Source organism: Bradyrhizobium sp. SZCCHNR1002, from assembly GCF_032381435.1.
GTDB lineage: Bacteria > Pseudomonadota > Alphaproteobacteria > Rhizobiales > Xanthobacteraceae > Bradyrhizobium > Bradyrhizobium aeschynomenes.
Window position 1 is genome coordinate 414,663 of the sequence record NZ_JAUHIS010000001.1, and the last position, 14,633, is coordinate 429,295.

Annotated in this window: 11 protein-coding genes; 3 read left to right on the top strand and 8 right to left on the bottom strand. The window is 66.0% G+C overall.

The features are described 5' to 3' along the window. Positions 1 to 29: 29 nt before the first annotated feature. The 8 genes from QX108_RS01790 to lptF all read right to left on the bottom strand — a co-directional run bounded on the left by QX108_RS01790 (position 30) and on the right by lptF (position 11,578). Positions 30 to 2,426, bottom strand: a complete 2,397-nt coding sequence (locus QX108_RS01790; protein WP_315779197.1) for a hypothetical protein — start codon at positions 2,424 to 2,426, stop codon at positions 30 to 32. A 391-nt stretch (positions 2,427 to 2,817) separates the two neighbouring features. Further along, entirely contained in the window at positions 2,818 to 3,876 is a 1,059-nt protein-coding gene (locus QX108_RS01795) for an alcohol dehydrogenase (protein WP_172184914.1), read from the bottom strand. 26 nt (positions 3,877 to 3,902) lie between these two features. Then, positions 3,903 to 4,763 carry a 16S rRNA (adenine(1518)-N(6)/adenine(1519)-N(6))-dimethyltransferase RsmA gene (rsmA, locus tag QX108_RS01800; RefSeq protein WP_315719868.1) on the bottom strand — a complete coding sequence of 287 codons (861 nt, stop codon included), beginning with the start codon at positions 4,761 to 4,763 and terminating at the stop codon, positions 3,903 to 3,905. Beyond that, positions 4,760 to 5,761 carry a 4-hydroxythreonine-4-phosphate dehydrogenase PdxA gene (gene pdxA / locus QX108_RS01805; RefSeq protein WP_315719869.1) on the bottom strand — a complete coding sequence of 334 codons (1,002 nt, stop codon included), beginning with the start codon at positions 5,759 to 5,761 and terminating at the stop codon, positions 4,760 to 4,762. The genes rsmA and pdxA overlap by 4 nt, the downstream gene beginning before the upstream one ends. Then, entirely contained in the window at positions 5,761 to 6,699 is a 939-nt protein-coding gene (locus QX108_RS01810; protein ID WP_315719870.1) for a SurA N-terminal domain-containing protein, read from the bottom strand. Before QX108_RS01810 ends, pdxA begins: the two co-directional genes overlap by 1 nt. Positions 6,700 to 6,819: 120 nt before the next feature. Beyond that, entirely contained in the window at positions 6,820 to 9,315 is a 2,496-nt protein-coding gene (locus QX108_RS01815) for an LPS-assembly protein LptD (protein ID WP_315719871.1), read from the bottom strand. After that, positions 9,315 to 10,412, bottom strand: a complete 1,098-nt coding sequence (gene lptG, locus QX108_RS01820; protein ID WP_172131973.1) for an LPS export ABC transporter permease LptG — start codon at positions 10,410 to 10,412, stop codon at positions 9,315 to 9,317. The genes QX108_RS01815 and lptG overlap by 1 nt, the downstream gene beginning before the upstream one ends. Next, positions 10,409 to 11,578: an LPS export ABC transporter permease LptF gene (gene lptF / locus QX108_RS01825; protein ID WP_315719872.1), complete on the bottom strand. Its 1,170-nt coding sequence runs from the start codon at positions 11,576 to 11,578 to the stop codon at positions 10,409 to 10,411. Before lptF ends, lptG begins: the two co-directional genes overlap by 4 nt. A 338-nt stretch (positions 11,579 to 11,916) precedes the next feature. Here lptF and QX108_RS01830 point away from each other — a divergent pair, with 338 nt between their 5' ends. The 3 genes from QX108_RS01830 (at position 11,917) to QX108_RS01840 (ending at position 14,590) form a co-directional block, all read left to right on the top strand. Then, on the top strand, positions 11,917 to 13,416 hold the full coding sequence (locus tag QX108_RS01830) for a leucyl aminopeptidase (RefSeq protein WP_315719873.1): 1,500 nt from the start codon (positions 11,917 to 11,919) through the stop codon (positions 13,414 to 13,416). Positions 13,417 to 13,429: 13 nt separating this feature from the next. Next, on the top strand, positions 13,430 to 13,882 hold the full coding sequence (locus QX108_RS01835; RefSeq protein ID WP_172109333.1) for a DNA polymerase III subunit chi: 453 nt from the start codon (positions 13,430 to 13,432) through the stop codon (positions 13,880 to 13,882). A 207-nt stretch (positions 13,883 to 14,089) separates the two neighbouring features. Further along, a complete protein-coding gene (locus QX108_RS01840; protein WP_172109815.1) occupies positions 14,090 to 14,590 on the top strand; it encodes a hypothetical protein in 501 nt (166 codons plus the stop codon). Positions 14,591 to 14,633: the final 43 nt, after the last annotated feature.

Below are 14,633 nucleotides of genomic sequence, written 5' to 3' on the forward strand. Positions count from 1 at the left end.
AACCGGTTTCCGCTTGTCCGGTTCATGCTCTAGGCTCTGCGGCCGAGACGCGCCAGGATGTCCTGGATGCCGTCGAGCGACTCGTCCTGCTGAATGTTGCGAGGCCGAGGCCGCAGAGCCGGCGGCCGTGGAATGAAATCGAGCGGCGGGGTCGCCGGATCCTCGAACGGCGTCGGCGCGAACGGGGGCCGTTGCTGCGGCGGCCGCTGCTGATGCGGCTGCTGCGGCATGTGCCGCTTGGGCGGCTGCTGCTGCGGTGGTGGTCTGTCGATGACGGGCGGTGCGGCCGGGATCGATGATCGCGATTCCAGCAAACTCATGAGCTGAGCGGTAGGATCGTCGTGGATCTGCACGACGGGCTGCGGCGCCTGGACGGCAAACTCTTCCCGGGCGTCCCGAGGCGGCTCCGTCTCCAGCTCGTCTTCCGGCAAGGAGAAGCGCGACTGCAGCAGATTGATCAGCGCTGCCGCGGGATCGTCGAGGTCGTCGTCGGCAGTGGGCGCCTCCGGCAGGGCTGCCGCATCAGCCGCTTCCATGTTGTCATCCGCCTGATAGGCGGGCTGCCGCGCTGCATGCGCGCGAAGCGTTGCGATCAGCGCCGCGGCAGGGTCGCCCGTTTCGGCCTCCTCTGCGGCGGCGGCAGGCTGATCCGATGTGGCAGGCCCGGGCTGAGCCGCCAGCTGGCGGCTGCGCAGACGATTCATGAGCTGTTGCGCGGCTTGAGATTGAGACATGGCAGATTGAGACATGGCGGCCTCCGCCGCCGGCGGCGGGGGCGCTTCGGCGGCGACGGCTACCGACGGGGTATCGCCGCTCTCGTTCGTTGTTGCCTGGGTCGTCCGCCGCTTGGCTGCGCGCGACACCAGCAGCGCGGCAATCACCTTGGCGGCGTCGAGCGGAGCTGCGCCCGCCGACGGCGATGCGGCCTCGCTGGTGCGGGCCTTGCGTAGAGCCGACACGATCTCGCTGACGTCGACAGGGGCCGGCGGTGCAGCCGGCGCGGGATCCTGGGCCGGCGGCGCGGGAGGCGGGGTGGTCACGAAGGCTGGCGTTGGAATGGCTGCTGCAGAGCTTTGTGGCGCCGACCAGGAGTTCGCGGCTGGTTCGGCCGGTGCCGCGTGAGCGGGCGACGCCTGGGGAGCGAGCGTCGCCGCAGCGCTGGCTTTGGCAGCCGCGATCTTGACGGCAGCGGCTTGCGCCGCAGCCATCTGGGCAGCAACCATCTGTTGTTGTTGCGTCGGCGGCGCTGGGGGCGCCATCATCGCAGCAGGAGCCGGCTGAGCGGCGGCCGCTGCCATCTGCTCGGCGGCGGCAGGCGCACGCCGGGCTGCGGAGCGGTCGGCGAGCTGGTCCGCAGCCTGCCACACGGCGTCGGTGCTCTGCGGCCGCTGCATGTCCATCGCAGCGTCGAGCTCGCGCCGGCGTGCCGAGACGGGCTGACGATGGTCCGGGTGCTGTGGGGATGGCCCCTGTCGGTGCGGACGCGACTCCAGGTGCTCCGGCTGAGATGCCGACAGCCGCGCGCTCGCAAGGTCGAGCGCCGAGGCCGGCTGTGAGCCGCGGCCACTATCGGCCTGAGGCGCGTGGGCCATGCCGCCGCGACCGGCACGCATTCCCGTCGGCGCCGCCTTGGATCGTGGCTTGGTGCGGGCGCGGCGCAATTGCACTGCATCCTCGTGCCAGCTGCCGTTGCGCCGGCGCCGCCGTCCCATGCGGCTGAGCCGGTAGAGCGCGCTGGCGAGCAGGCCCGAAATTCCGAGTGCGCCGATCACCACCAGCATCAGCATGTGGATCGGCGCTTCGGGCTTGGTCGCCTTGGACGCGGCGGTACCCTGGCCGTCGCCCGCAGAAGCCGCATTGGCGCCGGCATCGGCACCGGCATCGCCGTCATCTGCCATGGCTGCCGGCGCCGTATCCATCGGCGTGGTATCCGCCTGTTGCGGCGGCGCCGACGGCCAGGGCGAGGCATCGAGGCTGCGCGGCAGGCTGGCGTCCGAGGCCGTCAGGGTCGTGGGCGTGATGGCGAGATTCTGCGGCTTCGGGGTGCCCCTTGGGTCGACTCCGGTGCGCAGGCGGGATTGCGGCAGCTCGGCCATCGCGTCGGCGCCGGAGCGCAGTGCTGGACCATCGGTACGTCGCGGTGTCAGCTTGGGGGCCGCGGGCTGGGCGAAGTCCCAGGGGGCCGGCTGCTGCGTCGCGCGGGCAGGCGCGGTGATCTCACGGCCATTTGCGTCCTTGAGATACCAGCAGCGCCGATTGGTGCCGCGGTCGAAACGATAATACCAATGTTGAGCGTCGGACTTGTCGCCGGTCGGCTCCGTCAGGCATTCCTCAGCCGTCACGGCAGCGCGCGGCAGCGCGAACAGTACGGTCGCTGCAATGCCGGTCGCAATGGCAAATGCAACTCCTGCCGTTCGGCTTGCCATTGACGACTCCGGATACGCTTACGCAACGGCGCGTTCTCGGAAACAAGTTGGGTGGCAATGAGCCGCAATTCCGGATTAATTCTGGCTCGGTCCTTTCGTAGCCGAGTGCGGCTTTTTTCCCACAAGAGATTCTGTCTGCCTTCGCGGTTTTGGCCGCGATGTCGCGCCAGATCGGTCGCATCGGTGACGACCGACGGCGTGTTTCACCCTCCGCGATCAAGAACACGGCACCGACAACCGCTACGTTTGTGGACGAACGATCGGTGGACGGGGCGCAGGGCAATGCGGTCGCATCACCCTCCGCCTGATCGCAAGATGCGGGGGCGAGGGGAGCAGCAGGCGGCGACGGTGCAAGACCTGCGGCCGCCTGCGAATTGATGGCCACGACTCATCAGTTCGTGAGGACGACCCGACCGACCACGTGTCCGGCCCGCAGCGCATCGATCCACTTCTGCACGTCGCCCATCGGCTCCTCGCGCATCGGCGGCGGCTTGATCTTTCCGGCGCGGGCCAGCGCCATCAACTCGTGCGCCTCGGTCAGGGTGCCGACCATGAAGCCTTCGATGGTCATGCGCTTGTAGACCCATTGAACCATCGGCAGGGTGAACTGGCCCCCCATCAGTCCGGACACGACGATCTTGCCGCCGCGTGCAACGACGGACACCGCGAAGGCCATCGACTTCTCGTTGCCGGCGAAATCGACGACCTCGTCGAAGCCGCCTTCGGTCTCCTTGAGGATGCGCTTGATCACATCCGGCTCGGCCGGATCGTAGGCCGTCGCGGCGCCATTCTTCAGCGCGGTCTCGCGCGCGGCGGCCGAAAGATCGGCCACCGAGATCGGCTGCTTGAACATCGCCTGCGCGAACGACAGCCCCATCATGCCGACGCCGCCGAGTCCGATCAGCAGCAGATTGCGCTGGCGCGGCCGGTCCACGAGGCGCTTGAGCGCGCCATAGGCCGTGACGCCGGAGCACATCAGCGTCGCGGCCTGGTTGACCGGCAGCGGATCGTATTCCAGCAGATACTTCGCATCCGGCACCAGCACGTGGGTGGCGAAGCCGCCGTCGATCGAGACGCCGAGGAAGCGCTGCTTGGCGCACAGATTCTCGTCGCCATTGACGCAGTCGCGGCACTGGCCGCAGCCGATCCATGGAAACACCGCACGCCGGGCGCCGATCAGCTCCTTCGGCACGTCCGGTCCGACCTCGTCGACCACGCCGGCGATCTCATGGCCGAGCGTGAAGGGCAGGGTCATGCCGCGCGTCGTGTCCAGGCGCTTGCCGTTGCCGAGATCGGCATAGCCATCCTGGATGTGCAGATCGGAGTGACACAGGCCGCAGCGCTCGATGCGAACCAGAACTTCGCGGCCTTGCGGCTTCGGTGTCTCGACGATGGTCTCGCACAGCGGCGCGTCGAACTTGACGAGCGATTGGCGGCGCATCAACGCCATGATGAATCTCCCTGAAATGCTTGTTGTTAGGTCTTGTTGTCGTTGCGACTATTGGTCAATTCGCGAGCCATGGCAACAAAGCCGGACACCGGGATGGTCTCGGCGCGACGGGTGGGATCGACGCCGGCGGCCGCTGCCAGCCGCGCGGGATCGGCAGGCAGGGACTTCAGGCTCTGCCGCAGCATCTTGCGCCGCTGGCCGAAGGCGGCGGCGGCGACCTGCTCCAGCGCGCGGCGGTCGCACGGCTCGGGCGCCGCGCGGGGCACCAGCCGCACCACGGACGAGGTGACCTTCGGCGGCGGCACGAAGGCGGACGGCGAGATGTCGAACAGGATCTTGGTCTCGCAGCGCCAGTTGGCGAGCACGCCCAGCCGGCCATAGGCCTCCTCGTTCTCGCGCGCGACGATGCGCTCGGCGACCTCTCGCTGGAACATCAGCACCATCATGTCGTACCAGGGCGGCCACGGCTCGGCGGAGAGCCAGCCGATCAGGAGATGCGTCGCGATGTTGTAGGGCAGGTTGGCGACGATCTTCGCCTTGGTGCTTCCGAGATAGGGAGCGACATCGAAGGTCCGTGCATCGCCGCAGACGATTTCCAGCCGCCCGGGATAATGGTCGGCGATCGCCTGCAGTGCAGGAATCGCGCGCTCGTCGTGCTCGACCGCGATCACATGGCGGGCGCCGAGCGCGAGCAGGGCCCGCGTCAGGCCTCCCGGACCCGGGCCGACCTCCACCACGGTGGCGTCCTCCAGGGGACCTGCGGCGCGCGCGATCCGGGCCGTGAGGTTGAGATCGAGCAGGAAATTCTGGCCGAGCGCCTTGCGTGCCGACAGCTGGTGCTCGCGGATGACCTCGCGCAGCGGCGGGAGGTCGTCGATCGCGCTCATGACGATTGGCTGGCCATGCGCGCGGCGAGCTGGAGAGCCGCGATCAGGCTCGCCGGGTTGGCGGTGCCCTTGCCGGCGATGCCGAAGGCCGTGCCGTGATCCGGCGAGGTGCGGATGAAGGGCAGGCCGAGCGTCACGTTGACCCCTTCGTCGAACGCCAGCGTCTTGATCGGGATCAGCGCCTGGTCGTGGTACATGCAGACGGCGCAATCATAGCTCTTGCGCGCGGCATCGTGAAACATCGTGTCGGCCGGCAGCGGCCCCTGCACGTCGAGTCCCGCATTGCGCAGGGTCGCGATCGCCGGCGCGATGATCGTGTCCTCCTCGGTGCCCATCGTGCCATCCTCGCCGGCATGCGGATTGAGTCCGGACATGGCGATGCGCGGCCGTGAGACTCCGAAATAGCGCCGCAGACTGGCGGCGACGATGCGCGTCGTCGAGGTGATCAGCGGGCTCGTCAGTTGCTCGATCGCCTCGCGCAAGGACACGTGGATGGTCACGGGCACGACGGCCAGCGTCGGTGACCACAGCATCATGACGGGCTGCGGCACCGCGCCGCCGTCGGCAGCGAGCTCGGCGAGGAATTCGGTGTGACCCGGATGCGAGAAGCCGGCGCGGTACAGCACGGCCTTGGCGATCGGATTGGTGACGACGGCGCCGGCCCGTCCGGCCCTCACATCGGCAACGGCCTGGCGGATCGCGCCGATGGCGGCCTCGGCGCTGGTCGCATCGGGGCGGCCGGGCAAGGCGGTGACGCGATGACCCGTGGAGACCACGGGAAGTCCCGCTGCAAAGGCCTCCGGCGCCTGTTCGGGTCGCACCTCGGCGATGGGAACGGGGAGATCGAGCAGCTTGGCGCGCTGCGCCAGAAAAGCCGGGTCGCCGAGCACGTAGAAGGCGGGGAGACCGAGTGCATTGCGGCGCAGCCAGGCCTGCAACGTGATGTCGGGTCCGATGCCTGCGGGCTCCCCGAGGGTCAGCGCGAGGGGCTTGGTCATCAGCGATATTCGATCATCGCCGCCTTGCGGACTTCCTGCAGATAGGCCTTGGAGGTCGCCTCGTATTTCTTCGCGTACATCTGCTCCTTGATCTCGCGCTTCTTCGGCGTGTCGATCGTCGTCGGCGTGCGCGCGCAGAGGGCCACCATCTGGATGCCCTGCTTGGTGGCTTCAGGCGGGGTCAGATGGCCGATCGGCGTGTCGTCGAGCAGCTTGCGCAAGTTCGGCGGGATGTCGGCAGAAGTCTTGATCACGATCTCCTTGATCACGGCATTGGCCGTCGTTCTGAGGATGGAGTTGGCGTCGGCACAACTCTGGATCCTCGCGCGCAGGGCTTCCGCTTCCTTATGCCGGATGTCCATCGCGCCCTGATTGGACGAATTGGCGACGATCAGAACCACCGGCTGCATCTTGTACTCGAACGCCTGGCCCTGCTGGTCGGAGTCACCGCCCGCCGCGGCGACGGCTGCAGCCACGTCCTTGTCGGAGACGATCAGGCGTTCCTTGTAGCGGCCGCGCACGAGGCTGGTCCAGACGATCTCCGCCTTGATGCGGGCCTTGAGCGTCTCCGGCCGGACGCCCTGGCTCTCGAGCGATTTGGTGAGCTGATCGGCATTGAGGCGCATGCGGGAGCCCATGCCGGCGTAGGACTGGTCGACGTCAGCGGAGGTCGGCTCGACGCCGAATTTCTTGCCTTCCTTGATCTTCACCTTGTCGTCGATCAGCTCGTTGATGACCTCCTGGCGAGACTGCTGCTTGCGGGTGCTCAGGAAGTTCAGCTTGGTGCGCTGCTCGACGTCGTAATTGGTGATGGGATCGCCATTCACCATGACGACGATGCTCTGAGCCTGGGCCGAGATCATGCCACAGCCCCAGACCAGCGCGGCAACCGCGCAGATCGTCAGGGCCCGAAGGCGAGGAGGGAACGCAATCGTCATGGCCAAGCTTCGCTGTTCGCAATGGATCCAACTGAAAGCGGCGCCACGGCTCTCAACCGCAAGACTCTCGACGCGGGCCTTTTCTCAGACCCAAGGGAGCCGGCCGGAGACTGGCGCGCGCTACTGAAGGCCCCCAGCCCCGGTTCCCGTCGACGAGGAATTGGCGAGTGTCCGGAGTCCGATCTGGAGCATATAGGCATGGCTCAGAACGGGGGCGGTGGTGCCTGTCGTATAATTATACGACGTTACATAGTTGGCGGCCAGCACGAAACAATCGTCCACGTAGCCCGCACCGATCACATACTGGTTGATCTTGTTGGCCGCGAGGTCCCATCGCGCAGCACCGGTCACGACCCAGTTCGGCGCGACCTTGACCGAGCCGCTGCCCAGGATGCCCTCGCGTCGGGCGAGGTAGCCGATCGCCGGATCGGCGGCGTAGTTGCCATACGTCAGGGCCATCGACCAGCGGTCGAAGTTCGCCTTGGCTTCCGCCTCGAAACGCTGGACGTTCAGGTTCTGCTGATCGAACCGGCTGCGCATGCTGAACGTGTAGGTCCGGTTCGGCGAGTAATCCACCCGGGCCACGTAGTCGGACACGTTCTTGTCCAGGCCGGAACCGATGGCGGTGTTGTTCATGTCCTGAACGGCGAACGAGTTCAGGCCGAACAGGTGGTAGGACTGGCCGAACAGCACGTTGATGGTGCCGCCGCGGTCGAACTGCGTGGTCGCCTGCACGCCGACATTGGCGCGCCCGCCGCCTTCGACGCGGTCGTAGCCGGAGAACTTGTCGACGCTGAACAGGTTGCTGGCGTCGAACACCATGCTCTGGGCGTCCTCGTTCGGCAGCCGGCCGGCATAGGTTTCGTTCGGCCGGATGATGACCTGGGCGATCGGCTCGATCGTGGTGGTGCCCCACGGCTGAACGTTGATGAACGGGTAGCGGTATTCGAGGCCGACGGTCGGCATCAGCCGCAGCGCCTGGGTGTCGCCGGTCGGCAGGAAGTTGCCGACGCCGGGCTGGGCCGTCACGTTGGCATTGATCGCGTCGGCGCGCAGGATCGCGAACGGCGTCCAGATCTGTCCGTAGGGATCGGTGAACGACTTCCGCCACTGCGCCTGCGCGCTCAGGCGCGTATAGGTTCCAGGCGTGGCACGCAGCAGGCACTGGGTCGGCAGGCGCGCCAGCGGGTCGGCCGACGTCGTCGTGCACAGGCCGTTGGTGTTGGCCGTGGTGGTGATCGGATCGAACACCGCCTGTTCGCGGGTCAGATTGACGAAGTTGGTCTTGTAGCTGAACTCGCCGCCGAACACGGGGTAGTTGAGCACGTTCGAGTAATCCAGCACCGGATAGACGATCGGAACCGTCTGCTGGTTGCCGGAGAAGCTCAGATAGTGGATCGCCCTGATGTCGAAGAAGCTGCGGCTTCCGACGCCGGTCAGATACAGCTGCGAGATCGCTTCCGTCGGCAGGCTCATGAACGAGTTGAACGGATCGCGGTATTGCGCCAGCCGGTAGTCCGACAGGAACATGTAGTCGGACAGCAGGATGCCGTCCCAGCCGAACACCCATTTGTCGTTGAGCGCGAACTGGCCCTTGGTGTCGACGCCGCCGCGGAACTGGCGGTCTCCCGGCTGGCCGGCGAACGCGTTGCGGTTCAGCTGGTCGATGCCGTACAGGCGCACCTGATAGCCGCCATTGCTGAGGCGCTGGCGGAACTCGGTCTGCACCAGCACGCCCTGCTTGGAGGTGATGCGCGGCGTGAAGGTCGCGTCGTAATCCGGCGCGATCGCCCAGTAGTAGGGGATGTCGACACCGAAGCCGTAGCCACCCGTCTGGGTGAAGCCCGGCATCAGGAAGCCGCTCTTGCGCTTGACCGTCGGATCAGGCGTCGAGAAGTAGGGGATATAGGCCAGCGGGACGCCGAAGAATTCGAGCTGGGCGTTCTCGAAATACAGCATCTTCTCGGTCTGGTCGTGGATGATGCGCGCACCCTTGACCTGCCACAGCGGCGGCTTCTTCGGATTGTCCTTACAGGGCGCGCAGGCGGTGTACACGCCGTTCTCGAAGACCGTGTAATTGCCCTTGGAGCGGTCGGCGCGGGTGGCCGCCATCCGCGTCTGGTCCTCGGTCTCGACGCGCAGCGAATCGACGAAGCCGTCGCGGTAGTCGTCGGAAAGATCGAGGCTGTTGGCGTAGGTGATCTTGCCGTCGGCGTCGGTCATGCGGATGTTGCCTTCCGCATGCAGGCGCTTGGTCTTCTGGTCGTAGATCACCCGGTCCGCCTCGACCGAGGTGCCGTTATAGAACAACTGAACGTTGCCGACCGCCGACACGCGCGAATTGTTGTAGTCGTAATCGACCTCGGTCGCCTGCACCAGCATCTGGTTGTCGTTGGCGACGCGCGGCGGCGGCGCCTTCGGCGGGCGCGGATTGTAGGTGAAGCTCTGGGCAGCGGCAGGCGACAGCGCAGAATCGGCCACGAGGCCGAGCGTCAGTGCGACGGCGCAGACGAGTACGGCAGACCCGGCGCAACGGGCGCCCGCGCAAGCAAGGCGCGCAACGGCATGCAGCCGGAGCGCGGCGAGCGCGGTCTGACGGACGGCAACGAACGACACTAGCCGTCCTCCTGGTAGAGCAAGGCCATAAAACCGGTGAGGCCGCCGACGAACACGGGCAGCCACGCCGCAGCGATCGGATTCATCAACGCAGCCTTGCTCAAATCTTCCGTTACTTTCGACAGCACGTAGAGCAGAAAGCCGGCGCCCACGCCACTCAAAACCATTTTTTGAACGCCACCCATACGGAAGAACCTGAGGGACACGGACGCAGCCAGCATGACCATCGCAGCCAGCAAAAACGGCTGCGCGATGAGCTTATGATACTGCAGTCGGTACCCTGCGGTCGCGAAGCCCGAGCTCTCCGACGAACGGATGTAGCTCGGCAGTTGCCAAAACGACACAGTTTCGGGGGTGGAGAAGCTGTTGCGGACCTGCGCCGGCGTCAAGGTGGTGGGCAGGATGAACGTCGGTTCGTCCACCGGCGGTGCATCGAGCGAGAATCGGCGCACCGATTTGAACACCCATTGGCCTTCCTCGAGACTCGCCTCGCGCGCCTCGATTCGGTCCTTGAAGCGATTCTGCGTATCAAAACGGAACAGCGTGAGGCCGGTCAACCGAACGCCCTGCTGCTCGCTGCGCGCGGCGTTGATGATGACCGAGCCGTCCGGATTGAGCTGATTCAGCCAGAAACCCGACGCATCCTGCACGCCGCCGCCCGGGGCCGCGCCGAACAGCTCGGCCTCCATGCGCTTCGACAGCTCGCGCAGATTGGCCGACATCGGATTGTAGAGCGTCGTCGCCATCAGGCCGAGCATGATCGCGCTCGCCAGCGCCGGCGCAATGAACTGCCAGGCCGAGACGCCCGCGGCGCGCGCCACCACGAGTTCGAGCCGCCGCGACAGCGCGAGATAGCAGGTCATGGCGCCGATCAGCACGCAGAACGGCATCATTTTCTCGAGCAGCTGCGGCACGCGAAACAGCGAGGTTTCCGCCACCATCAGGGCCGAGGCGGAGGCCAGGCCCGACGTCCTGCGCACCATCTCGATGTAGTCGACCAGCACCAGCAGCAGGAAGATGCTCGCGAATACACCAACCGCCGAAACCAGGAAACGGCCGGCAAAGTAGCGCCCGAGCGTGTTCGTGATCATGCTCATGCGGTGGCGGGCCTTCTGAACAGCCGCGCGATTCGCGCATTGGAGCGGTTGATGGCCTCCATGAGCCGCGCCGGCGGCTCGACGACCACGCCACCGACGATGATCCAGATGGACAGGCCAAGGGCGCCGAACAGCATCAGGTACTGGATCAGTGCGGCGACCGGGGTCTTCACGGTCATGACCGAGCAGGCAAAGCCGGCCATGCGGACGCCGAACACGGCGAGGATGGCGCTGCCGAACGAGAAGTTTCGGCTCTGGCGCGTGGTCCGCGGCGCTCCCAGAAATGCGAAGGTGAGCGCGGCGAAGGCGAACGGGTAGATCGGGGCGAGGAAGCGGTCGTGCAATTCCTGCCGGAATTGTCCGGGGATCTGCTTGTAGATCGGATCATCCTCGGCCGGCGCCATCAGCTCCCACACATAGCGTTCGCGGATGCCGAGCGTGACGTCGCGTCCCTGATTCGAGAACTTCGACATGTCGAAGGCATAGCGGGCGAACGCGACCATCGCCGGCTCGCGCTTGCCGATCTCGAACCGCTCCAGATTGCCGTCCTCCAGCACCAGGAACGAACCGTCGGCGTTCTTCACCACGGTGCCCTTTTCGGCGATGATCGTGATCCGCTCCTTGGGATCGCGGCGGTCGTCGATCAGGATGTTCTTCAACTCGCCGCCCGGCTGGCGTTCGCCGATCCGGATCGTCAGGTTCTGGTCGAGCTGCGCAAACCGCCCCGGCTGCAGGATGTTGGTCAGCACGTCGGCGGTGATCTCTGCGTCCCACTGCTTGATCCGGCGCAGACCGTCCGGCGCGATATAGGACGCGAGCAAGGTGACGAGCAGGGCGACCACGCAGGTCGCATAGGCGAACGGCACGAACAGCCGGATCGGCGACATGCCGGCGGCGTTCATGACGATGATCTCCGAATCGGTCGCGAGCTTGTTCAGCGTGTGCGAGACCGCGATCATCAGCGCGATCGGCGCGATGACGCCGAGCAGCGAGGGAATGACGAGGCCGGTGATGCCGAGGAAGGTCAGGATGGTCTGGCCCTGGCTCGTCATCAGGTCGATGCCGCGCAACGCCTGGGTGATCCAGATCACCCCGGTGAGGCTCACCAGGACCAACGCAAACGACGCGAGCGTCGTGCGAAAGATGTACCTGTCGATGGACCCCATCGTGTGCGCTCGATCCCCAATCAGCGGTCCCGGAACGAGCGCTGCAGCCACCCCTCGAAACGGGTCCCCACGCTGCCTGCGCCGTCACGTTCCAAGGGCAGTGAATATCTTTACCATCCCTTTGATCCGTCGACAAAATGGCTGTGGCGTGGCGTCACGAAAATACGATCAAAATTTCATTGATGTGGCCGCTCCGCCACGGGAAGGCTTGGCAGCTCCGGCCAAGCCGGGTCATACTGTTGCCAAGTTGGGTTCCGAACTGCCGCCATCCTCGCCTGTCCGCACGGATTTTGGCCGGTCGCGGCGGCTCTCACGTCGAAATTTTGGAGGATTGCTTGATGTCCGACACCGTCAAGGTCGGCTTCGTTCCGCTGTCGACCGCTCCGCGCGGTATCGTGGTGGCGTTCTGTGACGATTCGCTGCGACTTGGAGCCGCGACCGAGAAGGCGCTGGGAGGGGTTTCGGACCTGATCAAGCGTGCCGCGTCGGCCGCACGATTCAAGGGCAAGGATGGCGCCGCGCTGGACCTGCTGGCCCCCGAAGGAATCAAGATTCAGCGCTTGATCGTCATCGGGACGGGCAAGGGCGCTGACCTCAAGGACAAGGATTTCCTCAAATTCGGCGGGACCTTAACCGGAAAACTCAATGCGGGAACTGAACCGGTGACGGTGCTGGCCGAGCTGCCGGCCGGACCGATGACGCCGGATCAGGTCAGCTCGCTCGCCGCCGGGATCAGGCTGCGGGCCTATCGATTCGACCGCTACAAGACCAAGAAGAAGGACGACGAGGCGGGCGTCAGCGCGGCCGTGTCCGTCGCGGTCGCGGATGTCGCGGCGGCCAAGAAGGCGTTCGCGCCGCGCGCCCACGTCACCGATGGCGTGATTCTGGCGCGTGATCTCGTCAACGAGCCGCCGAACGTGCTCTACCCGGAGGAGTTCGCCAAGCGCGCCGCCGCGCTGCGCAAGCTCGGCGTCACCGTCGAGATCCTCGATGTGCCCGCGATGAAGAAGCTCGGCATGGGGGCGCTGCTCGGCGTCGGCCAGGGCTCGGCGCGGCCGAGCCGCACCGTGGTGATGCGCTACGATGGCGGCAAGAAAGGCGAGCAGCCGGTCGCCTTCATCGGCAAGGGCGTGTGTTTCGACACCGGCGGCATCTCGATCAAGCCGGCCGGCTCGATGGAGGACATGAAGGGCGACATGGGTGGCGCGGCCTGCGTGGTCGGCCTGATGCATGCGCTGGCGGCCCGCAAGGCCAAGGCCAACGTGATCGGTGCGATCGGGCTGGTCGAGAACATGCCGGACGGCAATGCCCAGCGTCCCGGCGACATCGTCACCTCGATGTCCGGCCAGACCATCGAGATCATCAACACCGACGCGGAAGGGCGGCTCGTGCTCGCCGACGTGCTCTGGTACGTCGCCACCAAGTTCAAGCCGAAATTCATGATCGACCTGGCGACCCTGACCGGCGCGATCATGGTTGCGCTCGGCACCGAGCATGCGGGCCTGTTCTCCAACAACGACGATCTGGCCGACAAGCTGCTCAAGGCGGGGCAGGAGACCGGCGAGAAGGTCTGGCGCATGCCGCTCGGTCCCGAATACGACAAGCTGGTCGATTCGCAGTTCGCCGACATGAAGAACACCGGCGGCCGCCACGGCGGCTCGATCACGGCCGCGCAATTCCTGCAGCGCTTCGTCAACGACACGCCGTGGGCGCATCTCGACATCGCCGGCACGGCCATGGGCGCGCCGAAATCCGAGATCAACCAGAGTTGGGGATCCGGCTACGGCGTCCGCCTGCTCGACCGTCTCGTCTGGGACTCGTACGAAGGGAAGGCGTGACGGAGCCGAGCCGATGACCGAAGTCCTGTTCTATCATCTGCAGAACATGACCCTGGAAGGCGTGCTGCCGCCGCTGCTCGAGAAGTCGCTCGAGCGCGGTTGGCGTGTCGTGGTGCAGTCGACCTCGGAGGAGCGTGCAGATGCGCTCGATGCACATCTGTGGACCTATCGTGACGATTCGTTTCTGCCGCACGCCACCTGGCGCGTGGCCGATGTGGCCGATCAGCCGATCGTGCTTTCGGTGGAGGAGAGCAATCCCAACGGCGCGAACGTCCGGTTTCTGGTGGACAACGCGGCGCTGCCGGCCGATTCACACAGCTATGAGCGCATGGTGCTGGTCTTCAACGGTGACGACGCCGATGCGCTTGCTGCAGCGCGATCGGCATGGACCGATTGCAAAACACGTGGATTCGAGGTCACCTATTGGCAGGCCGACGAGCGTGGGCGCTGGCAACGCCGACAATGATGGCGTAAGCGGAGCGAGCGTGCCGATGATGGCAGCGCCGCGCGATTAATGATAATCTGCCGATTTGCCGGCAGAGCGTTGGCAAAGCCACGAACGTGCCGCAAAGTGATGATGGGACAACACGTTAGAGTGTCCACAAGTTGCAATTCAGCAAGGTTCATCGTGCGAGACCACACCAAACAACTGACGCGCGTTCTGCCGTTCCTTGTGCTTGCAGCGGTCGTGTCCGGATGCTCGAGCACGCCGGATTTCCTGTCCAAGGACGCCGAATGGTTCAATCGGCCGCAGCGTCTGTTCATCAAGAACATCTCGATCGACGCGCCGCCGCTCACGCCTGACAAGCCCGTCAACGCCGACGATCTCGTCAGCGCGGAGGGCGCGTGTCCGGGCATGGCACCGGCTGGCGGTGCTGCCGGTGCGAATGCGCTGACAAACGATGCGGCCGCTGCGCCGCCGCCGGCCGCAGGCGGCACTGTCGCGCTCGGTCACACCGAATGCGACGTCGTGCGAGGCATCGGCGCGCCCGACAGCGTCAACATCGGTAACAATGGCGGCGATCGCGTTGCGACCGTGACGTGGCTGCGCGGCGCACGGGCCGGCGTCTACACGTTCACCGCAGGCCGCCTGTCCTCGGTGGAGCGCGCTCCCGATCCGGGGCCGGCGCCGAAGATGGCCAAGCCTAAGGCGGCCAAGAAGCGCGCAACCTGAGCGGGCTCGCCGCCGGCGGGTTCGATCGGCGACGATCAGTTCG

What these genes read in the sequence shown, in the direction of transcription:
- QX108_RS01790 (WP_315779197.1), bottom strand. Translation starts at nt 2,426, where the DNA reads ATGGCAAGCCGAACGGCAGGAGTTGCATTTGCCATTGCGACCGGCATT.
- QX108_RS01795 (WP_172184914.1), bottom strand. Translation starts at nt 3,876, where the DNA reads ATGGCGTTGATGCGCCGCCAATCGCTCGTCAAGTTCGACGCGCCGCTG.
- rsmA (WP_315719868.1), bottom strand. Translation starts at nt 4,763, where the DNA reads ATGAGCGCGATCGACGACCTCCCGCCGCTGCGCGAGGTCATCCGCGAG.
- pdxA (WP_315719869.1), bottom strand. Translation starts at nt 5,761, where the DNA reads ATGACCAAGCCCCTCGCGCTGACCCTCGGGGAGCCCGCAGGCATCGGA.
- QX108_RS01810 (WP_315719870.1), bottom strand. Translation starts at nt 6,699, where the DNA reads ATGACGATTGCGTTCCCTCCTCGCCTTCGGGCCCTGACGATCTGCGCG.
- lptG (WP_172131973.1), bottom strand. Translation starts at nt 10,412, where the DNA reads ATGAGCATGATCACGAACACGCTCGGGCGCTACTTTGCCGGCCGTTTC.
- lptF (WP_315719872.1), bottom strand. Translation starts at nt 11,578, where the DNA reads ATGGGGTCCATCGACAGGTACATCTTTCGCACGACGCTCGCGTCGTTT.
- QX108_RS01830 (WP_315719873.1), top strand. Translation starts at nt 11,917, where the DNA reads ATGTCCGACACCGTCAAGGTCGGCTTCGTTCCGCTGTCGACCGCTCCG.
- QX108_RS01835 (WP_172109333.1), top strand. Translation starts at nt 13,430, where the DNA reads ATGACCGAAGTCCTGTTCTATCATCTGCAGAACATGACCCTGGAAGGC.